General features: G+C 46.5%; 22 protein-coding genes and 1 pseudogene. 6 read left to right on the top strand and 17 right to left on the bottom strand.

The window, feature by feature from the left end; genetic code table 11:
* Nucleotides 1–85 precede the first annotated feature (85 nt).
* Entirely contained in the window at nt 86–1,678 is a 1,593-nt protein-coding gene (locus ABRS97_RS04325) for an ATP-binding protein (RefSeq protein WP_367811671.1), read from the top strand.
* 618 nt (nt 1,679–2,296) lie between these two features.
* Here ABRS97_RS04325 and phoU read toward each other — a convergent pair.
* The 5 genes from phoU to ABRS97_RS04300 form a co-directional block, all read right to left on the bottom strand.
* Nucleotides 2,297–2,956: a phosphate signaling complex protein PhoU gene (phoU, locus tag ABRS97_RS04320; protein ID WP_367811670.1), complete on the bottom strand. Its 660-nt coding sequence runs from the start codon at nt 2,954–2,956 to the stop codon at nt 2,297–2,299.
* 24 nt (nt 2,957–2,980) lie between these two features.
* Complete coding sequence (gene pstB, locus ABRS97_RS04315) at nt 2,981–3,742, bottom strand: phosphate ABC transporter ATP-binding protein PstB (protein ID WP_367811669.1); 762 nt, start codon at nt 3,740–3,742, stop codon at nt 2,981–2,983.
* Between the two features lie 3 nt (nt 3,743–3,745).
* Nucleotides 3,746–4,603, bottom strand: coding sequence for a phosphate ABC transporter permease PstA (gene pstA / locus ABRS97_RS04310; protein ID WP_367811668.1), 858 nt, complete (start codon nt 4,601–4,603; stop codon nt 3,746–3,748).
* Nucleotides 4,600–5,535, bottom strand: a complete 936-nt coding sequence (gene pstC / locus ABRS97_RS04305; protein WP_367811667.1) for a phosphate ABC transporter permease subunit PstC — start codon at nt 5,533–5,535, stop codon at nt 4,600–4,602. Before pstC ends, pstA begins: the two co-directional genes overlap by 4 nt.
* Nucleotides 5,536–5,709: 174 nt before the next feature.
* On the bottom strand, nt 5,710–6,639 hold the full coding sequence (locus ABRS97_RS04300) for a phosphate ABC transporter substrate-binding protein (protein WP_367811666.1): 930 nt from the start codon (nt 6,637–6,639) through the stop codon (nt 5,710–5,712).
* 244 nt (nt 6,640–6,883) lie between these two features.
* Between ABRS97_RS04300 and ABRS97_RS04295 the strand changes: the two genes are divergently transcribed.
* Nucleotides 6,884–8,791, top strand: a complete 1,908-nt coding sequence (locus ABRS97_RS04295; protein WP_367811665.1) for a methyl-accepting chemotaxis protein — start codon at nt 6,884–6,886, stop codon at nt 8,789–8,791.
* Between the two features lie 61 nt (nt 8,792–8,852).
* On the opposite strand, the gene motB is transcribed toward ABRS97_RS04295, so the two are convergent.
* The 3 genes from motB to ABRS97_RS04280 are packed head-to-tail and all read right to left on the bottom strand — an operon-like array spanning nt 8,853 to nt 10,933.
* Nucleotides 8,853–9,659, bottom strand: coding sequence for a flagellar motor protein MotB (gene motB / locus ABRS97_RS04290; protein ID WP_367811664.1), 807 nt, complete (start codon nt 9,657–9,659; stop codon nt 8,853–8,855).
* On the bottom strand, nt 9,656–10,450 hold the full coding sequence (motA, locus tag ABRS97_RS04285; RefSeq protein ID WP_367811663.1) for a flagellar motor stator protein MotA: 795 nt from the start codon (nt 10,448–10,450) through the stop codon (nt 9,656–9,658). The genes motB and motA overlap by 4 nt, the downstream gene beginning before the upstream one ends.
* 30 nt (nt 10,451–10,480) lie before the next feature.
* Entirely contained in the window at nt 10,481–10,933 is a 453-nt protein-coding gene (locus tag ABRS97_RS04280) for a MarR family winged helix-turn-helix transcriptional regulator (RefSeq protein ID WP_367811662.1), read from the bottom strand.
* A gap of 230 nt (nt 10,934–11,163) precedes the next feature.
* On the opposite strand from ABRS97_RS04280, the gene ABRS97_RS04275 reads away from it, so the two are divergent.
* The 3 genes and pseudogenes from ABRS97_RS04275 to ABRS97_RS04265 all read left to right on the top strand — a co-directional run bounded on the left by ABRS97_RS04275 (nt 11,164) and on the right by ABRS97_RS04265 (nt 13,200).
* Nucleotides 11,164–12,021: an aldo/keto reductase gene (locus tag ABRS97_RS04275; protein WP_367811661.1), complete on the top strand. Its 858-nt coding sequence runs from the start codon at nt 11,164–11,166 to the stop codon at nt 12,019–12,021.
* Nucleotides 12,022–12,502: 481 nt separating this feature from the next.
* Nucleotides 12,503–12,775 (top strand): annotated as a pseudogene (locus ABRS97_RS04270) (transposase); the annotation flags it as partial.
* Nucleotides 12,776–12,852: 77 nt separating this feature from the next.
* The gene (locus ABRS97_RS04265) at nt 12,853–13,200 is read left to right on the top strand and encodes a transposase (RefSeq protein WP_367811660.1); all 348 of its coding nucleotides are present in this window, start codon (nt 12,853–12,855) and stop codon (nt 13,198–13,200) included.
* A 140-nt stretch (nt 13,201–13,340) separates the two neighbouring features.
* Here ABRS97_RS04265 and ABRS97_RS04260 read toward each other — a convergent pair whose 3' ends face one another.
* The 7 genes from ABRS97_RS04260 to ABRS97_RS04230 all read right to left on the bottom strand — a co-directional run bounded on the left by ABRS97_RS04260 (nt 13,341) and on the right by ABRS97_RS04230 (nt 19,815).
* Nucleotides 13,341–14,087, bottom strand: coding sequence for a LutC/YkgG family protein (locus tag ABRS97_RS04260; protein ID WP_367811659.1), 747 nt, complete (start codon nt 14,085–14,087; stop codon nt 13,341–13,343).
* Nucleotides 14,080–15,591, bottom strand: coding sequence for a LutB/LldF family L-lactate oxidation iron-sulfur protein (locus ABRS97_RS04255; protein ID WP_367811658.1), 1,512 nt, complete (start codon nt 15,589–15,591; stop codon nt 14,080–14,082). Before ABRS97_RS04255 ends, ABRS97_RS04260 begins: the two co-directional genes overlap by 8 nt.
* A complete protein-coding gene (locus ABRS97_RS04250) occupies nt 15,578–16,321 on the bottom strand; it encodes a (Fe-S)-binding protein (RefSeq protein ID WP_367811657.1) in 744 nt (247 codons plus the stop codon). The genes ABRS97_RS04255 and ABRS97_RS04250 overlap by 14 nt, the downstream gene beginning before the upstream one ends.
* A gap of 120 nt (nt 16,322–16,441) precedes the next feature.
* Complete coding sequence (locus ABRS97_RS04245; RefSeq protein WP_367811932.1) at nt 16,442–16,732, bottom strand: DeoR/GlpR family DNA-binding transcription regulator; 291 nt, start codon at nt 16,730–16,732, stop codon at nt 16,442–16,444.
* 99 nt (nt 16,733–16,831) lie between these two features.
* Complete coding sequence (locus tag ABRS97_RS04240) at nt 16,832–17,428, bottom strand: SLOG family protein (protein ID WP_367811656.1); 597 nt, start codon at nt 17,426–17,428, stop codon at nt 16,832–16,834.
* Between the two features lie 53 nt (nt 17,429–17,481).
* Entirely contained in the window at nt 17,482–18,507 is a 1,026-nt protein-coding gene (locus tag ABRS97_RS04235; protein WP_367811655.1) for a dienelactone hydrolase family protein, read from the bottom strand.
* Between the two features lie 24 nt (nt 18,508–18,531).
* Entirely contained in the window at nt 18,532–19,815 is a 1,284-nt protein-coding gene (locus ABRS97_RS04230) for a Gfo/Idh/MocA family oxidoreductase (protein ID WP_367811654.1), read from the bottom strand.
* 153 nt (nt 19,816–19,968) lie between these two features.
* Here ABRS97_RS04230 and ABRS97_RS04225 point away from each other — a divergent pair, with 153 nt between their 5' ends.
* Complete coding sequence (locus tag ABRS97_RS04225) at nt 19,969–20,790, top strand: helix-turn-helix transcriptional regulator (protein WP_367811653.1); 822 nt, start codon at nt 19,969–19,971, stop codon at nt 20,788–20,790.
* A 75-nt stretch (nt 20,791–20,865) separates the two neighbouring features.
* Here the strand turns inward: ABRS97_RS04225 and uxaC are convergent, their stop codons facing one another.
* Nucleotides 20,866–22,266 (bottom strand): glucuronate isomerase, encoded by a 1,401-nt coding sequence (gene uxaC / locus ABRS97_RS04220; protein WP_367811652.1) that lies wholly within the window; start codon nt 22,264–22,266, stop codon nt 20,866–20,868.
* A 115-nt stretch (nt 22,267–22,381) separates the two neighbouring features.
* On the bottom strand, nt 22,382–22,987 hold the full coding sequence (locus ABRS97_RS04215) for a pentapeptide repeat-containing protein (RefSeq protein ID WP_367811651.1): 606 nt from the start codon (nt 22,985–22,987) through the stop codon (nt 22,382–22,384).
* Nucleotides 22,988–23,052: the final 65 nt, after the last annotated feature.

The following is a 23,052-nucleotide window of genomic DNA, read 5'->3' as shown; positions in this document are numbered from 1 at the left end:
GTATTCACCATTTCTCCCCGAAAAAGAAAGCACTGGGATTGTTAGGTGCTCTTGTAACCGTGTACAAGCACAGAAAGGATATGGAATGGAACAAGGAGTAAAAATTTTGGCGGTGGATGACCGCTACGAAAATTTATTGGCTTTGAATAGCATACTCGCTTCATCTCATTACGATATCGTATCCTTGCAATCAGGCGAAGAAGTTCTAAAACATCTGCTTAAAGAATCTGCCGATCAAATAGCCGTCATTTTGATGGATGTGCAGATGCCCGGCTTGAACGGCTTCGAAACCGTCGAGCTGATCAAACAAAGGAAATCCTGCCAGGACATCCCGATTATTTTCCTAACCGCTCTTAGCACTTCCATTGAACATGTGCTGCATGGCTATCACGTAGGCTCCATTGATTATTTATTCAAACCTATACATCCAGAATTGCTCAGAATGAAGGTGGATGCGTTCGTCAAGCTGCATCGCTACCATCAGAAGATAAAATTCCAAAGCGAATTGCTGCAAACGCGGGCGCTCGAGCTTGAGGTAATCAACCGGAAACTAGCAGAAGCTGAAACGAGACTGAAGGAACAAAACCTGCTCTTGGAACAGTGGGTGGAAGAACGAACCTCGGAACTCGTAGATGCCCATGAGAAACTCATTAAATCGCAAGAGCATTTCAAAAGAATGTTCATCTCCTCCCCCTGTTTAATGGCCATCCGCCGTTTATCCGATTATACCTACATAGAAGTCAATGAAAGCTGGAAGCAATTTACTGGATACGGCGATGAAGTGCTGGGCACCTCGACAAATTTTCTGAGCATGAAGCTGGAGCTAGGTGAGGACCAGCCAATGAATCAAACGGTGCGGAACTATAAGATTAAATATGAAACTAAATCTAAAGATATCCGAACGGCTCTGCTTTCTACAGAAATCATTGATATTGAAGATGAGAAATGCTTACTTCAAGTTGCTATTGATATTACGGAAAATACCCGATATGAATCCGAAATGGCGCGCCTTGCCCAATTGAACCTGGTTGGCGAAATGGCCGCTGGCATCGCCCACGAAATTCGTAACCCCATGACAACCATCCGAGGCTTTCTTCAACTATTTCGAGACGGCAACCGTAAAATGGAAAATGAATATATTACAATCATGTTGGAGGAGCTCGATCGGGCCAATGATATTATTACAGAGTATTTATCTTTGGCTAAAAACAAGCGGACCCACCAGCAATTGGAGCATATGAACCGGATCATTGAATCTCTGCAGCCTTTGATCCAAGCTGAAGCCGCAATGTCCGGCAAGCATGTTGATTTCTGCTTAAGTGAATGCCCGGAACTAAATTTGGACGACAAAGAAATTCGCCAGCTTATTCTTAATATGTGCATGAACGGCCTGGAAGCAATGGATTCCGGCGGCAATCTGACTGTAACAACCCATATGGAATCGGACAGTGTCATCCTCACAATCGCCGATGAAGGCAGGGGCATCGATGACGAACATTTAGAAAAGCTGGGCAGACCTTTTTTTACCACGAAGGATCATGGCACAGGCTTAGGGCTAGCCATTTGCTATAGTATTGCGGCTAGACATCATGCACCAATTGAAATTCAGTCAAGCCCTACAGGAACGACATTTTCCATCCGATTCACTGTCCCAGCACCTCAACACGCACTAACTTAGCAATTTCATTTTCCATAAACGTATAAGAAAAAGCTAGCCTCGACTGCATGAGAAGGGAATTGGGTGTGGGATTCCAACCGTTGTCGCTTTTCCACCCCATACCCCTGAACACCCTTGAAGATTCCGGATACATTTCGGCTCCGTATGCTTCACAAGAAAACTGAGGAGGTACTGCCGGACTGCCAATCCCCCATGCATAGCGATACCACGTAACTACGATGCCTTATTCCACGGTAACGTCCCTTTTCTCCTCCTGAAGAGGAACTAGGGTGCGTTAAATGAGCGAAAACTTGCCAAAAAACCAGCATGTCCTGCTCATAACGAACGGTAGTTCCGCGAAATGTCGCTACAACTGAAAATACCGTCTCTTAAGGCATCTACGTTCCGCTCACCCGTGCAAAAGACGATCTATCGCAGATCGAAGCGGTATGAGATCAAACCGCGGTGGCACTTCAGGATCCTCTACGTCCACCAACTCAAGTGCCCGTACCACACGATGCATGCGGAATCTCTCCGCTCTGCAAGCTCGTTCATACACATACCTGACGACAAATCCTTTCTGGAAAAAAAAGGCGGCTACCCGAGGATAAACCCCAGTAGTCGCCTTTTTGTTTGCCCTTAAACGTTCAAATCCTTACGTTTGCCCGTTACCATATAGATAACGCCCTCGCCAATATTCGTTGCATGATCGGCAACACGCTCTAAATAATGTGCCACCAGCAGCAAATGCGTCAATTGACGGTTACGGTTGTAATCTGCGCTCATTAAGCTCATAAGCTCCTGCATGACCGTGCTGTACAGCTTGTCAACCCGGTCGTCCTTCTCCGCTAGCGCCGCTGCGCGGTGCACGTCGCGCTCGGTATATGATACCAGACTTTCTTGCAGCATTTCGATGGCAATCTCAGCCATTTGCGGAATGATCTCCAGTGGTTTAACGAGTTCTTCTCCCGCGAAACGAATCGTGATTTTCGCAATATCAACGGCATGATCCGCGATGCGCTCCAGATCGATCGCGATTTTGAGCGCCGTGCCTATGATACGCAGATCGCTCGCCATGGGCTGCTGCAAGGCGATTAAACGCAGAGAAAGCTCATCGATTCGAGTCAAATAATCGTCAATAATATCGTCGCTCTTAATTACTTGTGTCGCTGCTTTGTCATCAAGCTTGGCCAACGACTCCACAGCGGAACGGATCAGTTTTTGCGCGCTATTCCCCATCTCAAGCAATTCTTGCTGCAATAAGGCCAATGATTGATGGAACCCAGGTCTTGCGTCCATGCGTTTCTCCCCTTTTCTGCTCGGTTATCCGAATCGGCCTGTAATATAATCTTCAGTACGCTGATCGTTCGGATTGGTAAAAATCTTGTCTGTTTTGTCCGTTTCCACCAAATAACCATTGAGGAAGAAAGATGTCATATCCGATATGCGCGCCGCTTGCTGCATGTTGTGCGTCACAATGATGATGGTGTACTTATCTTTGAGCGTTTGTGTCAACTCTTCGACCTTCAACGTCGAGATCGGATCGAGCGCGGAAGTTGGCTCATCCATGAGCAGCACATCCGGCTCGACAGCCAGAAGCCGTGCAATACATAGACGCTGTTGTTGACCGCCGGACAACCCCAGTGCAGACTTGTGAAGACGATCCTTCACTTCATCCCAAAGCGCCGCTTGCACAAGGCTTCGTTCCACAATCTCATCCAGAACCGCTTTCTTCTTCGTACCGTGAATGCGGGGGCCGTATGCAATGTTGTCGTAAATGCTCATCGGGAACGGATTCGGCCGTTGGAACACCATGCCGACACGCTTGCGAAGCGATACGACGTCAGAGTCAGATCCGTAAATGTTATGTCCGTCAACTGCGACATTTCCCGTGATTTTCACACTGTCAATCAAATCATTCATCCGGTTGAGCGTACGCAGAAAGGTTGACTTCCCGCAGCCGGACGGGCCGATCAAAGCCGCAATTGTCCCTGCTTCTATCGATAATTCAATATCGTGGAGAGCATGATTTTCTCCATAAAATAAATTTAATTTGTCCGCTTTAATTTTATGCTTTGTCGTCACGTTTTATTTCCCCCCGGATAGTCTTTTTTGTAAGATTCGACTTGGAATGCCTACCAGCAAGTTAAAGATCAGAACGACTATGAGCAGCAGCGCGGCGCTTCCTTTTGCAATGTCTTTGGCATCTGGAACCAAAGCTTCGGCGCCGACATACCAGAGGTGAACGGATAAGGTTTCTCCCATTTTCGTCGGATTGAAATCCGGGAAAATACGCGATACGGACAACCCGGCCGTATAGATTAGAATCGCAGATTCGCCTAATGCGCGGCCAGCAATCAAGGTAATGCCTGTGATCAAATTCGGCAGTGCCGCTGGAAGCAACACTTTACGGATAGCCTGCCACTTCGTTGAGCCCAGCGCTAAACTGGCTTCCCAGTAAGAATCCGGAACGGTGCGAATGGCTTCTTCGGTAACGCGCACCATGACCGGTAGGTTGAGCAGGGCAACCGTCGCCGCTCCACCAATGATCGAAAATTTCAAACCGAGTAAATTGGCAAATAGTAGGAAGCCGAACAATCCGAACACTATTGAAGGTACAGAAGATAGAGCTTCAACCGATATTCGCACTAGATCCGTAAACCAATTCTTTTGTGCATAGACCGCCAAATAAATGCCTGCGCACACACCAATTGGAATCGATATGATTAATGATAAGAAAAGGACATAAAAGGAATTAAACAACTGCGGCCCTACGCCGCCGCCTGCTTTAATTTCTTCGGACTTGCCAAAAATAAAGTGCCAAGATAAATGCGGAATCCCTTCGCCCAAAATGCGAACCAGAAACCATCCCAAGATTAAAATAATAACGACGCCTGAAAGCCAGAAATAGATGGTGGCCAAACGATCCGTTGTTCTGCTGTTCATTTGACTTCACTCCTTTTGGCCACGATGCGAATGATTAGAATTAAAGCTAGCGATATGACCAGCAGGAGCAGCGCCATTAAATACAAGGCGTTATTCCAAGTTGTTCCGTAGTTGGTGTTCCCCATATCCTTCACGATCGCTGTCGTTAACACCGTTGTGGAGTCCAGCAGTGACTTCGGCATTTGCGGCGAATTCCCGATAACCATGAACACAGCCATGGTTTCTCCAATAGCGCGGCCCATGCCTAGGATAATCCCCGTCAGAATACCCGGTCTAGCCGCCGGGAGCAGAACGCGCCACATCGTTTGCCAGCGCGTTGCGCCAAGCGCAAGCGACGCTTCTTCCAAACGGCCGGGCAGAGAACGAATAGCATCCTCCGAGATGGAGAGAATAGTCGGTAGAATCATAATGGCTAAGATAATTGCGGCTGGCAAAATGCCATAGCCGATACCGCCTGTCAGCTTACCCAGGGCCGGTACGATGACCGTCATCCCAATCAAACCGTATACAACCGATGGGATGCCTACGAATAAATCAGTTGCAGGGCGCAGAATTTCGCGCACCCATCTCGGCGCTATTTTCGCCATAAATAAAGCACCGGATAAAGCAAGCGGAACGGATAACACAACAGAAACAAGTGTCAGCAGCAATGTGCTGTATAGAAAAGGAAGCGCTCCGAATTTATTGCTGCCGGGTGTCCAATCGGTTGAGAAGAAAAACTCCAGCGGGCTAACCCCTTGAAAGGTTTTGACACCTTGCATACCGACAAAAACAATGATCGAGAAAATGATGGCAGCCACAAGTGCCGCGCTTCCGACAAACACCCATCTCATCATGTTATCCTGTCTATGCTGTCCATGAGTCCATTTCGTTACAATCGGACGACTCTTCTCTTCTACCGTACTTGTCAGCTTGTCTGCTACAGAATTCAATGGGTAATCCCCCTTCTCTTAAATAAACAATACTTATAAGCTCATACGTTTATGATAGGTTATGAATGTAAATGGACCGTCAATGAATTGTTAAGGGAATGTAAAAGTTTAATCCTTCACAACAAGAAAAGAGCGCTGCATAGATATGCGAGCGCTCTTGGTGGTTGCAACTTATTATTTTTTAAGCAAGTCTGCAGGCAAGAATTTCAGGTCGCGAACTTGCTTGTCTTGGAAGCTTTTAGCTTGAATAAATTTGATGAAAGAAGCAGCCGGTTCTTTTGCTTCGCCTTTTGTATACATACGCTCAATACCGAACAATTTATAAGTGCCATTTTTAATGTTGTCTTCGGAGAAAGCTACACCATCAATTTTCAAAGCTTTTACTGTATCATCAATGTAAGGCGTATCTACATAACCGATAGAGCTGGATTGACCAACTACAGCTGTTTTCATAGCTCCGCTATTTTCTTGCGTAATTCCATCTTTTGTGAAGTCTTTGCCTTCAAGAATGATTTGTTGTACCAGTTTACGGGAACCGGAGCTGTCAGGACGGTGGATAAGAACGATTTTCTTATCTTCTTTACCGCCAACTTGGTTCCAGTTTGTGATTTTACCCATATAGATGTCAGCAGCTTGTTGTTTCGTCAGGTTGTCGATAGTTACATCTTTGTTCACGATGAAAGCAAATGGCGCTATAGCTACGAAATTTTCTTTCAAGCCTTTGTCTTTATACTCATCGCCAGGCGCTACATCTGAGTTACCGATGTCGGAAGTGCCGTCGGCTACGTTTTTAATACCCGTACCAGATCCGCCAGCTGTAACGTTGATTGTTACTTTTGGATTAGCTTTCATGAAATCATCAGCGGCTTGCTTCACTAAAGGAAGGAGTGCGCTAGAGCCGGAAGCTGTGATCGTACCGGATAGTTCTGTTGTTTTTGGCGCCTCGCTTGGTTTAGCTGAAGCTGATGCTGCTGCACTTGCTGCCGGTGTTGCAGATGCTGCGGTTTTCGTATCTGTATTGGCACCGCAACCTACCAAAGCCCCCATCATTAATACCGTTGAAAGTGTGAATGTGATCCCTTTTTTCGACATGAACTTGAACATAGTTTGCATGTCCTCCTTTGATTTTATCATTCATGGTTAGTATCGATGCCCTCTTGGTTGTCCGTCGAACTAACTTACGAAACCTATCGTAACAATCGAATGTAAAATCCAAACCCACGAAACGTAAACGTAATGTAAAACTTTTATTTTACAATTCGTTAACAGAATTAGAGACTTTAGTTAATAGAAACCTCCTATATTAATAAGAAAAAAGTCGATTCTTGTCAAAATAGGAGGAATGCACATGAGGACAATTACATTCAATATGACCATGCGCTTTAAACTGATCGCCAGCTTCAGCGGTGTACTTCTCATCTTTCTAGCCGTTGCTTTCTTTAATCTCCATCAAGTGAACCAGATTAAACAGCATATGAATGATCAAAATGAGAAAGTTCAATTGAAAGTTATGGCGCTTGAGCTAAAGGAAAAAGTGCAGGAACTGAACATCATCGCATCCGGTTTGGAAATCTCTAAAAAACCCGAGTACATTCTGAGATACAACAAAGAAAAAGAGCCCTTCAAGGCGATGATTAAACAAATCGGCGATACGGCTTCAACGACGGAACAGCAACAATGGAGGAGCCAATTGATCTTGGCTTCTGTCGATTACATCAGCAATTTCGATTCTGCTGCCCAGATGGTACAGGGTAACGGGACGAATCCGAAGGATCTCGAAATCAATCTCCTCTATCTATATAATGAGTCCCAGGATCTGAAAGATAAAATTTTTGAGCTCGTGGATAAGTTTTACGTCACCTATTCGGAAGCCGCTGACGGCGCCGTCAGCTCATCCACCGAGGCACTGGACAGCACCAGCCATGTCATGCTGATTGTTTCGGCCATCGTGCTCGTGGTGACCGTCATCATTGCTTTGCTGATTATCCGCTCCTTCGTACTTCCGATCTCACGCTTACAAAAAGCTGTCGCATTAATCGCTGCCGGGGATTTGACCCACACGATTAATTCTACTTCCAAGGATGAGCTAGGCGAACTGAGCGATAGTTTCGACCATATGATTATACAAGTACGGCAAATGCTAGGCGCTACCTTACATATTGCTTCATCGCTCTCTGTGCATTCGCATGAGTTTCACCGTTTCTCGCAGCTGACTGCAACTGCAAATGCCGATATCCTGAAAGCGATTCATGAAATCTCGTCCGGCGCCGACGAGCAAGCGATGAAGACCGAGCAAAGCTCGCTGATCATCGCGGAGCTGGAGGCGGAGATCCGCGACATAACCGCATACACGAATCAAATGATGCGGACCAGCGACGCCGCTGCAGCCGGAACGCAGCATGGCGCAACATCTGTTCGGGCGCTGAAGGATTCCTCCGAACAGTCGCAGGCCGTGCTGCTGAAGGTCGATGCAGCGATGAGAACCTTGTCCGCCAGCTCGAAGCAAATTGGCGCTATCGTTCACTCGATTACGGAGATATCGACGCAGACGAACGTGCTTGCCTTGAACGCCGCGATTGAAGCGGCTCGTGCCGGCGAGCATGGCCGCGGCTTCTCCGTCATCGCGGATGAAGTTCGTCAGCTGTCGCAGCAGACGAACGACTCGTCGAAGACGATCGGCAGCATTATTCAATCGCTGCAAAAACAAATTCACGAGCTTCAGAGCTCCTTGCAGGAAGCTCATGAATCCTCGGTTGCGCAAAACAGCCGAGTAACAGACACACTCGGCTCTTTTGAAGGCATTGAACGATCCATGACTGAGATCAAAGAACAAATTGAGCAAATTCATCTGAAGATTGCGCAGGCATCATTCAAAAATGACCAATTGATCGGTTCTGTACAATTCGTCGCTGCTATCGCTCAAGAAACAGCAGCCGGCGTAGAAGAGGTTAACTCGACCTCCATTCAGCAAGACGCTTCCATTCGCCGCATCGCGGAGGAGTCGGATGATATCTTGGATCTGGCCAAGCAATTATTCACCGAGATTAGTAAATTCCAAATCGGTGAAGCACCTGAGAATGGCTCACATAACGATACACAGGAACCAGATCTCACAAACATAACAGAAACAACGGCTACAACGAGCATTGTAGATTCCGTTCCACTCCCTCTCCAACATCCAAGTGAGGATACCTTAACGGAAACTGTCGATCACCCAAATGAGCGTAAGGAGCTTGCTCTCTCGGGCAAAGGTTAATTCAAAAAAAGGGCAGTCTTTGAGCCAATAGCGGCTTCAAGGACTTCCCTTTTTTTACATCTTATTTCGCAATTTCATCCGTAGCTTTAATATTGCGGATAATACTCACTTCGACTCTTCGGTTTTTCGCGCGGCCTTCAGTAGTATCATTTGAAATAATAGGACGATATTCGCCATAGCCCACCGAATGGTACGAAGCCGGATCAATCTTGCTGTTATTCAGCAATATTTTCATAAAATTCACAGCACGCTTCGCGCTTAAATCCCAGTTCGTTTCAAAATCTTGTCGGTGAATCGGTATATTATCCGTATGTCCGGCTACTTCGACCTGATATCCGGGATATCGGCTCAGCAAGTCAGACATGGTTACAGCCATCGTTTGAGCATCCTGCTTCACCGCTGCCGACCCGGAATCAAAGAGTGCCCTGTCGCTGATCGTAATCGTCAAACGCTCGTTGTCGAGCTTCGTTGTAAGCTGCTCGTTCAAATTATTGTCTTTGATGAAAGAGTCCATACTTTTCTTTAACTCTTCGAGATCCTTCTCTTCCTTTTGCAGCTTTGCCGCTAATTGGCTTTCCTCTTTATTCTCCGGCTTAGCAGGAGGGTTCTGATTGTTGTTATTGTTCTTCGTGGAGTTAGCCGCATCATCAATCGGAATCAGATTCGACATAGCAAATGGTGCTTCACCGCCAGTGAAAGCATTATTCAAAGACCGCATAATGGAATCATATTTCTTCGAATCCACCTGACTGGAGGCAAATAAAATAATAAAAAGCGCTAGAAGTAGAGTAAGCAAGTCCGCATAGGGAATGAGCCAAGTTTCATCAATGTGTTCTTCATGATCCTCATGCTTTTTCTTTTTACTCACTGTGAAACGGCCTCCCCGGATACTTCTTCATAAGCCGCACGTTCTGAATTCGCAATGAAGATCATCATTTTCTGTTTCACAGAGTTAGCTGAAACACCTGACTGAATGGAGAGCAAACCTTCAACGATCATTAACTTGATCTCCACTTCTTTTTTCGACTTTTGTTTTAACTTGTTAGCGAATGGATGGAAAATAACATAGCCCATGAAAATCCCAAACATCGTCGCAACGAATGCTGCAGAAATTAAGTGTCCGAGTTTTTCAACTTCACTTAAGTTCCCCAGTGCTGCAATCAAACCAACAACCGCCCCTAGTACTCCAAGTGTTGGCGCGTATGTACCTGCTTGCGTAAAAATGTTCGCATATTTTTTATGTCTAATTTCCATTTCGGAAATATCCTCTAGCAGTACGTCACGTACAAAATCCGGGTCATTGCCATCGATGATCAAGCGCATCCCGCTTTTCATGAATGGATCTGAAAGCTCCTCCGCTTGCTTCTCCAAAGAAAGCAATCCTTCACGGCGAGTAATCGATACCCAGTTAATGAATGTCTCGATCAATTCTTTTTTAGGCATCAGCTTTTGTTCAGTGAAAATGATTTTTAACAAAGTTGGAATCTTCTTCATTTCATCCAAGGAAAATGCAATAAACAAGGCTGCGCCGGTACCGCCAAAAATAATTAACGCAGCGGCCGGATTAAGGAGTGCGGCCAAACTTGCTCCTTTTAATACCATCCCCACACCAATAGCAATAAACGCCAAAACGATTCCAATAATTGATGACTTCTCCATTGTCCAACTCCCTTTCTGCTTCATATAAAATCAGATAACGATGTTACTGCTTAGCGATGCCATTAACCTTGTAAGGGTTTTCTGGTCTTCTCCAAGTATCGAAAAAAACGTATCATCTGCCTGCACCACAATAGCGAACGCCTTGTTCACGATACACTCCCCGTCCGGTGTAAGTAAAATGGACTTGGCTCTCGTATCAGAAGGATGTTCCTTGCGAACAAGGAAACCCTTCTTCTCTAAATTGCGAAGCACTTGCGATGCCATCATGGGATCGACATGCGCGTGCTGGGCAACTTGCACCTGTGTCACATCTCCTTGTCCCGACTGTGAATTCAACCATTGTGTAGAGGCAAGCAAAATGAATTGAACATGCGTAAGATCAAAGGTGTGCAGCGCGTGACGTAAATTTTTTTGCCATAAATTCGTAACTTGCCATAGCTGAAATCCTGGGCTATCGTACGGTTTACCATATTCAGATTTCATAGGCCCTCCGATTTTCGACAAAATTCTTGTATATGTACATATAGTAAGTTGATTTACTATAAATTACAACACTATTTTGTCGAATCGATAGTACAATAGATACACGATTTAGACAGGTGGAATCCCCGTAATACTTCATTTATACTTAAATCAAACGAATCCCTGCTCAAATCGACATCAAGCTACGATTGACAAAATTTGGACACAATACATTGTAAGGAGTGATCAATTTGCAAAAGCGCAATTTCGGCCAAACAGGCCAAAACTTCCCAATCTTGAGTTTTGGCGCTCAGCGTATTGTCGATGAGCATAATTGCACAGAAGAAGCAGCTATAGAAATAGTGAATAGAGCCATCGATGAAGGAATCACCTATTTCGACACAGCCCCAAGCTACTCAGACGGGCAGTCCGAGGAAAGACTTGGCAAAGCGCTGCAAGGTCGCAGACAAGATGTCTGGATTGCTACCAAAACACACGATCGGAGCAGAGACGGATCCTTAAGATTGTTGGAAGCAAGCTTAAAACGACTGCAAACAGATCACGTCGAAGAGTGGCGCTTACACAACATCATGACGCTTGACGAGCTTAATCAAGTCTTTGCCAAAGGTGGAGCATTGGAAGCTCTGCTAGAAGCCAGGGAGCAGGGCTTAATTAAACACATCAGCATAAGTGGCCATACCAATCCTAAAGTGCAGCTCGAAGCCATAGAGCGCTTTGCCTTTGACAGCGCGTTAGTTGCTTTGAGCGCTGCCGATCACCTCGTCTACAGCTTTGCTCACGAGTTCCTGCCGAAAGCCAATGAAAAAGGAGTAGCTGTAATAGGCATGAAAGTCATGGCTCTAGGCAAGCTAGCACCTTGGTACGAGAAAGCTCTGCGGTATACATTCTCCCTGCCTATTTCTACGGCCATAGTAGGTATGGAGTCCATGCAGCAGCTAGAACAAAATCTGGCCATCGCCAAAAATTTCAAACCGCTGACGGATGTCGAACAGCTTGAGTTTTTCAAAGAAATCGTTCACCTCGCAAATCCCGATGTACTTCGCTGGAAAGCCAGCGACTGGATGTCCGGCGAGTGGTACATCCGTTAATTGGTTTCAAAATAGCCAGCCGTTTCGCGCTACTCCATTCGCTGAGAGCCTGACGTTGCTGGCTTTTTTCCTTATGAAAACCAAACCTTATTATTACATAACGCCTATCTTTCGCGTTTAGATCTTCCGGCCGACTGAACTACCGAACTATCAACCTTTCACCTTCCCCTATCCTTCTTAAACAACTCATATGTTAACTATCCCCTTAACTCAGGGAAGCTCATTTCTGCATCCTGCATTCGCGTTAAACTGCAAAAAGTTCACTATTTCAAGTTAATATCATTTTAGTGTGCTCCTCTATTTTTTGAAATCCGCTTATGTTGCACTATCCCATACTCTCAGAAAGTCTTTGTAATAAATAAAGAAAAAATTTTCCATATTATATTGAAAAGAGATCACATGTTCGCTATAATGTGTGATAGAAACAAATGTTCGAGATGCCTTTTAGATCGGAGGAAAATGTCTATTGGAACTCACAAACATGTCTTTAGCACAATTTCGAAACCAATTTTCAACGGAAGAATCATGTATCTCCTATATTTCTCAGACAAAGTGGCCAAACGGTTTTGTTTGTCCTCGTTGTAACCAAAGACACGCCTATGTCACGGTAACGCGGCGCCTTCCTCTTTACGAATGTTCTCGTTGCCGTCATCAAACTTCTCTCCTTGCTGGCACGGTGATGGAAGGAATCCGAACTGATCTTCGTAAATGGCTCTTGGCTCTTTTTTTTGTTTCTCGAACGAATAAAGGTATAGCATCCTCAGGAACATTTACTGCTCGTGGGCGCTTCTCTTAATGTACAGAACGCTCCCATTAGCTTGAAAATAAAACATGTCATATTCCAACAATCCAAAAAATAAACATATTTCGCGCTTTGAACTAGATGCATTTCATAAACAGCATGTACAAGCGCACCCCAGCAATATTAAAAGCGTAACGGGTTTCTACAGTACCAAACGCACTCGCCCTCTCACAGCCTTTGCTGCTCAAGCGAGCAAATGGATCAATGAAACTTTTCATGGAATTGGTTCAAAATATCTGCAGCTTTATCTTGACGAATTTTGTTTTCGTTTAAATCTCTCTCTTCAAAATGCTTCTGTATTTGATAATTTGAGTCGTGTATGCTTCCTATCTGGGTCCCTTTCTCAGTCTTCCTTACCCTCAAGAGAAGTGGCATAATTATCAAATGATCCCAAAAATACTATCTTTTTTTACTCATCAATGCATCAGACCTGAACACACTCTTCTTGTTTTCTGAGAAAAATAGAGCAAAACAAAAAGCTGTGAAGAATTTATACCCTCACAGCCTTTCTAGACTATTACTCGATAATTAAGGCATAAATAATACCAGGACCGTGTACGCCAATGGTCAGATCATTTTCGATATCAGCGGATCGGCTCGGACCCGAGATGAAGTGTATGCCCGCCGGTCTGTCCTTTAACTTCAGCTCATCAAAAGGTCGGAGCACTTCGCCCAGTCTCGTTCTCAGACGTTCGGCTGGAAGGATAGCGACTAGCGTCGTTGGCAGCAAACTGACACTTCTTCCGCGCGACGGGTCGGATGTGACCACCAACGAGCCAGTGTGAGCCACTCCATGTTCAACTGCAACAATACCAATATCAGCACCAGCCGCTTTGGCAACAAGCTCGTCTTTGCCCCCTTCATCAGCTCCAAAAGAGTTCCATACAGTCATTTCCGTATCGGTGGTTTCCGCCAGTGCTGCTCGAAGCGGTTCGAGTTCAGCTTGATCCTGAATGATCACATGCTTTGCTTTTGTCTCCCTAATGAAGTTCTCGATGAAAGCTTGAGCTTCAACCATGCTGCTCAGCCGTTTCGCGTGCCCCCCTGCTTTTTGCCAGTTTGTCATAAATAATTCAATGCGTTGTTCCATGGTCAGATTCACAGCTTCCCAGAGCTCAGGAGCCCCTTTGATGCTGCGAACAGGTGCGTTTCGCAAAGGGCTCTCTCTGCCGAGACGAGTAGCGATATTATTGAAAAAGGCTTGCTGCTTCTGGAGCGATTCTTCCTGCAGCATTTGAAGAAATTCACGATCTGATTTAGCCATGATGTCCGCCCCCTTTTTTTCGATCAGCAAGGAGCTTCTCCATGCGAGCTTTCATGTCCGGATTCATGTCGGGCAGTGTGCCTTCCAGCCCCTGTTCGATATCTTTCCAAGTCTCCCGAAACGTTTGCTTGGCTAGACTAGGTGCATAACGATACGTGTTCCATCCTTTTAGTGGACCAACCTTCGCTTTGATATACCCGTCCCTCACCAACATTTTTTGTCCAATTCGGCCTAATTTAATAAATGCTTTAACCCGCCAAGCATCCGACATTAGGAACTTAAAGCCTGTCATGCCTACTTTTTCTACGATATCTCCCCCGCCACGTTCAACTTTGCGTTGACGGAGATAAACCAGCATGTCGTGCAGCGGAATTTTCACCGGACATGCTTCATAGCAGGCGCCACAAAGGGAGGAAGCATTGGCGATGTCGTCCCATTGCTCGACATTTTTATTAAGCGCGGGCGTGAGCACAGCGCCAATCGGTCCGCTGTATACACCGCCATAGGCATGGCCGCCAATGTGACGATAGACGGGACAGGCATTCAAACAAGCACCGCAACGTATGCAGTTGAGCAGTTCTTGAAATTGCGGATCCCCCAATTGTAAGGAGCGTCCGTTATCCAAAATGATAACATGCATTTCCTCCGGCCCATCACCGTCATGCTGCCGCTGCGGTCCGGAGATGACGGACATATAGACGGTTAGCTTTTGTCCTGTAGCTGAGCGCGGAAGCAGCGTCGCCATAACTTCCAAATCATCCAGAGAGGGGATGATTCGCTCCATACCCATGAATGTAATTTGTGTTTTAGGGACGGTGCTGACCATACGAGCGTTCCCCTCATTTTCGAAAAGCACAATAGAACCTGTCTCCGCAATGGCAAAGTTGCAGCCCGTCATGCCGATATCGGCTTCCAGAAATTTCTCTCTCAATTTTCTACGGACAAACCCCGCCAAAATCCCCGTATCCGGCGGCAATTCTTCGCCAGCTTCCTTTGAAAGAAGCTCAGCGATTTGATATCTGTTTTTATGAATAGCCGGAATAATAATATGTGAAGGGGTTTCGCCCGCTAGCTGGATGATATACTCACCTAGATCTGTTTCGACAGCTTCGACGCCTAGCTCTTCGAGAGCACGGTTGATATGCAGTTCTTCGGAGACCATCGATTTAGATTTGACCACGCTTTTTGCCTTCTTGTGCTCGGCAATTTGCATCGTCAAACGAACAGCATCCGCCGCATCGGCAGCAAAATGAACATGAACGCCTTGCGCTCTCGCGTTTTCTACGAATTTGGCTAAATAGTAGTCCAAATGGGCAATGGTATGCAATCTAATCTGGCGGCCGCGTTCCCGCCATGCTTCCCAGTTTCCCTGTTCTTCCGCGGCTGCCAGCTTGCCATTTTTCAACCGCTCTGTTGTAAATTTAACAGCACTGCGCAAAAATTCGTTGTTCAGGGCAACTTTGGATCTATCCTTGACCGTACCGCCTGCTTTATGCTCGCTCATTTGAAAGATTCACTCCTTCGGCAAGTAATTCTGCCAGATGCATCACTCTCACAGGCTTTCCGCGATGATGCAAGTTTCCTGAAATATTCATCAGGCATCCCATATCGAGGCCAACTAAAACTTCTGCCTCCGTTTCAAGAACATGGTCTGATTTCTCGGTAACCATTGCTCCGGAAATATCGCACATTTTCACAGCAAATATGCCTCCAAACCCGCAGCAGTCCTCTGCATGAGGAAGAGGGACCAGTTCTAAATCGCGAATTTGCTGCATAAGCGCCATTGGCTCCGCTTTTACGCCAAGCAATCTACTACCATGACAAGAGGGATGATACGTTACTTTATGCGGAAATACGGCCCCTAGGTCCGTGACACCCAGCACCTGAACAAGAAACTGCGTGAATTCATACGTCTTTTCCGCAAGCCGGTTGGCTCTGCCTAAATTCACTGGATCCTGTTCAAAAAGCTTCGGATAATAGTGATGAACCATACTTGTGCAAGATCCTGACGGCGAAATGACGAAGTCGCTATCCTCAAACGCTTCCAGCATCGTCATTGCGGAGCCTCTAGCTTCAGTCCAATACCCGCTATTGAAAGCAGGCTGTCCGCAGCACGTTTGTACTTCGGGAAAGCCGAGCTTAACTCCGTAACGAGCCAGAAGTTGAACCATCGCTGCACCGACATTGGGATACACGAGGTCGCTTAAGCAGGTAATAAACAAAGAAACTTTCATAAGGCAAGTTACTCCCTTCCCTTGATCGTATCGACTCCCTCATTCGCTATACAAAAAACCATCCTCAGTACGATGGGACTACTACTGATGATGGAAGAGACGTTCATCCTTATTCTGTATCTAATTGGAGGACATGCACACCTTTTTCCCGTATCCGATTGACATCGATAGCGATTTCGGAGATAGAAGCCCACCAGTAGAAATCACTTGAATTTTCTCTTTGTTGCTGATCTCAAGTGCTACTTTCATAGAATTCGTTATGATCGTAAGCGGCATATCCGGAATAATTTTGGCCCTATACCAAGCTGTTGAACTTGCATCTAAAATAATACGGTCATTCTCTTGGATTAGCGACACAGCTTTCTTGCCAATACTGATCTTAGAATCAGCGTGAGCCGTTTCCCTTTCCAGAAAAGGAACTTCGCTTTGCGCTTCCTTTACGCTTACTGCGCCGCCATGGCTCTCTTTACGCCCCCCCTTATCCAGCCAATCTAGATAAAAGGGCTTGCTTTAATCGTCCGGCAGCCAGTTGGTGTCGTCTGGAACGTCGTACTCCCCAAACTCTTGCCCTTGCTCTTCATCCGCCATATTCTGCAAATCAAACGCATTGATCGTTACAATGGGATAGGGCTGCGTAGCCGCCATCTGCAGTGCCTGCAGCTTCATAAACTTCGGCGATCCTTCCGTTTCTTCGTCGTAGACTAGTATGATTCCGTCCGTATTGCGCAGCAAAAATTTATCTCTTTCCTTGAACTGCCATGGCCCTTCGTATTTCGTCTTCGTTACGCTGTTCACATAATCGGCACGGCCAATAACGCTGCTGTAGATGTTTTTCTTTTCTTCGCTCCACTTTTCTTCCTGCTCCAGAAACGGGGTAATGACGGCAACCTTGAGCTCCTTGTAGGTTCGCTTTAGCTCCAGCGCCGCTTCTGCGGCCCACAGTTCCACGCCCCACTGGCCACTCACAATAACCCATTCCAGGCCCTCATCCAAGAGGGAATTGAGCTTCTTTTGTATTGATTTTTTAATAATTTGTATACCTGGATGCTTTAAGGAAAAAATACCGAGCTCAGACGCTTTGTAACCTGTGATTAAAACCCGTTTCAAAGAAGGCACACCACCTTGTTCACTCTCTGTAACAGGTTAGCACAGGTACGTCTTTAATTAAAGCGAAGCGCATTCACCAACCAGGGATAGGCCACTTTTCCGCTTACTTGGTGCATGCCCTCGAATAGATGTGTCCCCAAGCGGTCAATTGCCTGCTCCCCATAGATGCTCTGTATTTTCGCTATAGCCGCTTTCACCGTCTCCAGCGGAAAAATAGGATCTTGTTCACCCGACTCAATAAATAATGCTCGTGGGGCAATTAAACCGATTAGCTCAGGAAGCTCCGCGAAGTCTAGAGCGTCCGGTAAATAATTATCGATACAGTGGCGAACATGCATGATGCTGCCTTTAAACGTATTCGTAAAAGCGCACAGCACCGTGGCTTGAATGCGTTCATCAACCGCTGATGCGTAGGCTCCAATTAAAGCGCCTCCGGAAAATCCGATACAACCGATCCGATCCTGATCCACCTCGTCGCGGGAAATCAAATAATCCAGTGCCCGAAGCGCTTCCTGCACGCGAAGTCCGGCCAGTGATATGCCGTATAAGAGCAAATGGGAAGCGAGCGTTTGACAGGAGGAGTTGCCTACCTGTCCCGCTTCCTGATCCGCAGCCAGCCTGCGATCTCCGAACCCAATCCCTTCGGGAACGACAACGACCAGACCGCGCTTTACCAGCTCCAGCGCATAGTTGCCGTGCAAATCCGGTTCACCTGCGTGCTCCGAACCATCTGGATCAAGACCTACAATTTGCCTACTGCCATAGCCATGTCCATGTAAGGCAAGCACCGCCGCACTCCGGCCTGTAAGCCCTTTGGGAATCAGCACATACGCTGGTACACGCAGGCCCCAGACGGTGCCAAACTCAACGCGTTCGCGCGTATATCCCTCAAATTCCGTCCGTTCAATTCTTACTGGCCGAAGCTCATCCTTTTTCTCCGTTTTCACATCCAAAGCTTGGGTCAAACGCAGACGCAGCCGCGCTTTCGTTTGCACAGTGCTTTCCGAACGCTCCTGCGCTCTGCGCTTCTCTTCAAATGATTGATAGAGATGCTCCATAAACGAATCTGGAGTCCACATGCTCATTCCCCCGTAGCAGCTGCGTTAAAATTTGACGAGTTGGTTCACTGCGACCGGCTGGCCGGTCCGCAGCGATATATTGCCGGCGATGCCCGTCAGAATCGACATGGCTCCGTCCACATGAGAAGCTGCACGCTCAAAGCGGTCGTTGGACGGCTTGTCGAAAATATCCCGCAGCAGAATCGGATCGCCGCCGCCATGACCGCCAACGCCTTCTTCAATATCCACCTGGTAAGGCGCATCGAACATAGGGAAGACGGTGATCGTTTTATCCTTCAAAGCGCCCTCATCTTCTTTCGAGCCGCCTGAATTCACATAGGATTTCTCCACGACCTTCATCTCAATTCGTCCTTTACTGCCGTTCATATGAACATTAAAGCCTTCCCAAGGCATGTAGGCATTCAGCGAGTATGTCAAAATCGCTTTATTTTTATAGCGCACCATGACGCCCATTGTATCCTCGATATTAATTCCGTCGCCGAATACGCTTTGATCCCTTTGATAGCCATCCTCATGCTCAGCATCCAGATACAGCCCTTTGAGGTGATCATTTTTGTCCAAATGAAGCGCAAAGGGATCGTTCTGCGCATGCTCATTCCCTGTCGCGCGCTGATAGAATTGCGTTACGCCGCGCTTCTCCGCATTTTCACGCCCATAAAACATCAGGCCCCCCAAAGCAAATACCGTCTCCGGCTGCGTGCCGAGCCAGAAATTCACCAGATCAAAATGATGCGTTGATTTGTGCACCAGCAGCCCGCCGCTGTTGCGCTTATCGCGATGCCATCTGCGGAAATAATCCGCGCCATGCTCCGTATTCAACAGCCATTCGAAATGAACGGAATGAACATCACCAATGACTCCATCCATAATCAGCTCGCGAATTTTAGTGTTGTGGGGCGCATAGCGGTAATTGAACGTCACACGCAGTTGACGGCCTGTCCGTTTGATCGTATCCAGAATTTCCTGGCATTTCTCTTCATCCACCGTCATCGGCTTCTCAGAAATAACATCGCAGCCAAGTTCCATCGCTTTTATAATGTACGTGTGGTGCGTGCGGTCGACAGTAGTGACAATAACAAAGTCAGGCTTCTCCTTTCGAATCATGTCCTCGAATTCATCTGATTTGTAGGTAGCCACTTTCCCATACCCGTATTTATCTGCGAGCAACCCGTTCGTGAAGTCCATTCTCGTCTGATTGATATCGCAAATGGCGACAAGCTCCGAAGTTTCCTGAAAATCCTTCACAATAGCGCCATAGAAAAACTCTGCACGACCTCCGGTACCTACTAGCACGTAACGTTTTTTCATTTCTGTTTGCGCCCCTCTCGATAAGATAATTGCTGATGATCTAAGGGTAATACAATATTTGCTCAGTTTCTAATCGAATTTTATCTTTCGACTGTAATACCTTGCATATTTTGCTATAATAAACAGACTAGGGAACAGAATGAGGTGACACCTTTGATTAACTATGAAATCGAGAGGATGCGCAGAGAAGATCCCTTCTCCATGCCTGTGAACCATTTTCACGACCATTATGAAATATACTATTTGCTTTCAGGCAAAAGATATTACTTTATCCAGGACCGCTCTTACTTGATCGAGGAAGGCGACCTTGTTTTCATTGATAAAAACGTGCTTCACAAGACCCATAACGTCGATGCCCATCATCATGAACGGATATTGCTCAGTTTCGACGACACGTGGGTTGCATCGCTTGGTGAAAAGGCACCGGAACTTGTGCTCGTTCCCTTCGAGCAGAAGCAGCATATCTTTTCCTTAACAGGGACGAATCGCAGCTTCGTAGAGAACCTGTTATTCAGTATGCTGCGCGAGCAGCAATCCATGCTGATCGGCTGGAAACTTGGGAGCAAAGCGCTGCTTACGCAGCTGCTCCTTTTTTGCACGCGCATGTACAGCAAACCGAATGAGAAAGAGGCACATCCGCATGCCATGAACCCCAAAATCTTCGAAATCGTCGGCTATATCAACGAGCAATATAGAAAAAGGCTGACGCTCGCGCTCATCTCCGACACGTTCTATATCAGTCCGAGCTATTTTTGCCGTTCTTTCAAAGAGACAACGGGCTTCTCTTTCATCGAATATCTCAACAATATTCGCATTCGTGAAGCGCAGCGGCTGCTCCGCGAAACGAAGCTGAAAGTGATCGATATCGCGGAACAGTCCGGCTTTGACAGTGTCGCGCATTTCGGTCGTGTCTTTAAGCAGGTCACCCGGCAAACTCCGCTCGAATGCCGCAAGCTGACGCGCTCTGCCAAATAACAGCGCGGCTATCCCCTAATAGAAAAAGTGGTTGCGTGCAGAGAAATCTAGAATCTCTCTGCTCAACCACTTTTTTTAAAACTTAAAATATGCTTTCGCGTTGTTATAGGAAATGCCTTCAACCAACTCTTTCAACAGCTCCGCGTCGTTCGGGAACTCGCCCGCTTCGACCCATTCCCCAAACAGATTGCACAGAATTCTGCGGAAATACTCATGTCTGGTATAAGACAGGAAGCTTCTCGAGTCCGTCAGCATGCCGACAAAGCGGCCAAGCAGCCCCATGTTCGCTAATGTTTTCATTTGCTGAAGCATGCCATCCCTCGTATCGTTAAACCACCAAGCCGCACCCAGCTGGATTTTACCAGCAATACCGCCTCCTTGGAAGCTGCCCATAAGCGTACCAAGAATGTCGTTGTCGCTAGGATTCAGCGAATACAGAATTGTTCTTGGCAAGGCATCGCCAAGTGCCAGAGCAGACAACAATCCCGTTAACGCGCTTGCTACCGGGCTATCATTGATGGAGTCATAACCGGTATCAGGACCGAGAATGCCGAACATTTTGCCATTATTGTTGCGGGACGCATTGATATGATACTGCATCGCCCAGTCCAGCTTATTGTAGATGCCGCTCAAGAATACCAAGGTGTATGTTTTATATTTCTTCTCATCATCCAAGCTCACAGCCTGACCTTGCAGTGCAGATTGGAATATCTGCTCGACTTCTTCCTTGGTGGCAGCCGCATAAGGCACATAATCCAATGCATGGTCGGAAACTTTACAGCCTACGGAATCAAAGAAATTCGCGCGGTTTTCCAGCGCAGCCAGCAAATCGTCATACTTGCGGACAGGGATGCCGGCCGCTTCCTCCAGCTTACCGATCCATGGAAGAAAGGTAGCCCGATTCATTTCAAGCGCTTTATCCGGGCGGAAAGAAGGCAGTACCTGCGTTTCGAAATCTTTGATTTCCTTGATTTTAATGTGATATTCCAGCGAATCCACAGGATCGTCCGTTGTGCAAATGACAGTAACCTTGGACTTTGTAATCAAGTCTCTGGCACGCAGATCCCCTTGCGCAAGCTTCGCGTTCACTTTTTCCCAAATCACTGGCGCATTCTTCGCGTTAATCACTTCGTACACGTCAAAATAACGCTGCAGCTCCATATGAGACCAGTGATAAAGCGGGTTGCCGATGGCCATTGGCAGTGTCGACGCCCAAGCGGCAAAACGGTCGTAATCGCTGGCGCTGCCCGTAATGGCATTCTCTTCTACGCCATTCGCGCGCATCATTCTCCATTTGTAATGATCGCCGTACAACCAAGCCTCGGTAATCGTATCAAACTGCTTATTTTCATAGATTTCCTTCGGGCTCAAATGGCAATGATAGTCAATAATCGGCAGTTTGTCGGCAATTCCGTGAAAGAGTTCAATAGCTGTTTCATTCGTTAGCAAAAAGTTTTCGTCTAAAAACGTTTTCATGAAGTGAAAGTCCACCTTTCATTGAAGCGAATGATATGCAGTCTATTGTAACGAAGTCACGTCCGAAAATCTTGCGATTTTTTGCTTTCATTTTGTAAAATATGCATATATTGACCTAGTCAATCTTAGCTCCGAACGCTCTGGCAAAAGCTACCGCTTGGTTCATATCCATACGCGCGCCTTTGATATCCACCGTCTTGAAATCAATGCCATCCAGCACCGCGCCTCTAAGATCTGCTCCCGCCAGATTCACTCTTCCCATCTGTGCTCGCGTCAAATCAGCGTCTCTCAGATTGGCTTTCTCCAGATTGCATCCGTGTAAATCCGCTTCCAGCAGGCGAATGCCTCTAAGATCCTGCTTCGCCAATTTGGCATTTCTCAGATTCGTATACGACCAATCCCCGCCTTGCAGCGTTATGCCGTCAAGCCCGGCCTCAACGAAATCTGAGCCTATCATTTTGCAATCTACGAATTTAGCCACGAAAAAATTGGCTCCTTGAAAACGGCAATTCGTAAAAGCCGAGCCTGTATGGACCGAGCCATTCAGATAGGCGTCAGTAAAATCACAATTGATGAAGTGCGAGCCGAACGTATAAATTTCTTCCAAATGCGTGCCGCGAAATTTGCATTTGGTAAATGTACAGTTGCGCAATTCGCCATCCCTCTGATCGGCATGGCTGAAATCAATTTCTACATATTCTTGATCTGTATAGGCATACATATAGCAGCTCCTATCATAATTTTTTCAACCTTTGGTTTACTAGTTTACGCAAAAGCTGAGCAGAA

Source organism: Paenibacillus tabacirhizosphaerae, assembly GCF_040812395.1.
Taxonomy (GTDB): domain Bacteria; phylum Bacillota; class Bacilli; order Paenibacillales; family NBRC-103111; genus Paenibacillus_E.
Note: the sequence above shows the minus strand (reverse complement) of the source record. Positions and strands in the feature narration are given on the sequence as shown.

Excerpts from the sequence above, each read along its gene's own strand:
- ABRS97_RS04325 (WP_367811671.1), top strand. The coding sequence starts at position 86 with ATGGAACAAGGAGTAAAAATTTTGGCGGTGGATGACCGCTACGAAAAT.
- phoU (WP_367811670.1), bottom strand. The coding sequence starts at position 2,956 with ATGGACGCAAGACCTGGGTTCCATCAATCATTGGCCTTATTGCAGCAA.
- pstA (WP_367811668.1), bottom strand. The coding sequence starts at position 4,603 with ATGAACAGCAGAACAACGGATCGTTTGGCCACCATCTATTTCTGGCTT.
- ABRS97_RS04300 (WP_367811666.1), bottom strand. The coding sequence starts at position 6,639 with ATGTTCAAGTTCATGTCGAAAAAAGGGATCACATTCACACTTTCAACG.
- ABRS97_RS04295 (WP_367811665.1), top strand. The coding sequence starts at position 6,884 with ATGAGGACAATTACATTCAATATGACCATGCGCTTTAAACTGATCGCC.
- motA (WP_367811663.1), bottom strand. The coding sequence starts at position 10,450 with ATGGAGAAGTCATCAATTATTGGAATCGTTTTGGCGTTTATTGCTATT.
- ABRS97_RS04280 (WP_367811662.1), bottom strand. The coding sequence starts at position 10,933 with ATGAAATCTGAATATGGTAAACCGTACGATAGCCCAGGATTTCAGCTA.
- ABRS97_RS04265 (WP_367811660.1), top strand. The coding sequence starts at position 12,853 with ATGTCATATTCCAACAATCCAAAAAATAAACATATTTCGCGCTTTGAA.
- ABRS97_RS04260 (WP_367811659.1), bottom strand. The coding sequence starts at position 14,087 with ATGGCTAAATCAGATCGTGAATTTCTTCAAATGCTGCAGGAAGAATCG.
- ABRS97_RS04255 (WP_367811658.1), bottom strand. The coding sequence starts at position 15,591 with ATGAGCGAGCATAAAGCAGGCGGTACGGTCAAGGATAGATCCAAAGTT.
- ABRS97_RS04250 (WP_367811657.1), bottom strand. The coding sequence starts at position 16,321 with ATGAAAGTTTCTTTGTTTATTACCTGCTTAAGCGACCTCGTGTATCCC.
- ABRS97_RS04235 (WP_367811655.1), bottom strand. The coding sequence starts at position 18,507 with ATGTGGACTCCAGATTCGTTTATGGAGCATCTCTATCAATCATTTGAA.
- ABRS97_RS04230 (WP_367811654.1), bottom strand. The coding sequence starts at position 19,815 with ATGAAAAAACGTTACGTGCTAGTAGGTACCGGAGGTCGTGCAGAGTTT.
- uxaC (WP_367811652.1), bottom strand. The coding sequence starts at position 22,266 with ATGAAAACGTTTTTAGACGAAAACTTTTTGCTAACGAATGAAACAGCT.
- ABRS97_RS04215 (WP_367811651.1), bottom strand. The coding sequence starts at position 22,987 with ATGTATGCCTATACAGATCAAGAATATGTAGAAATTGATTTCAGCCAT.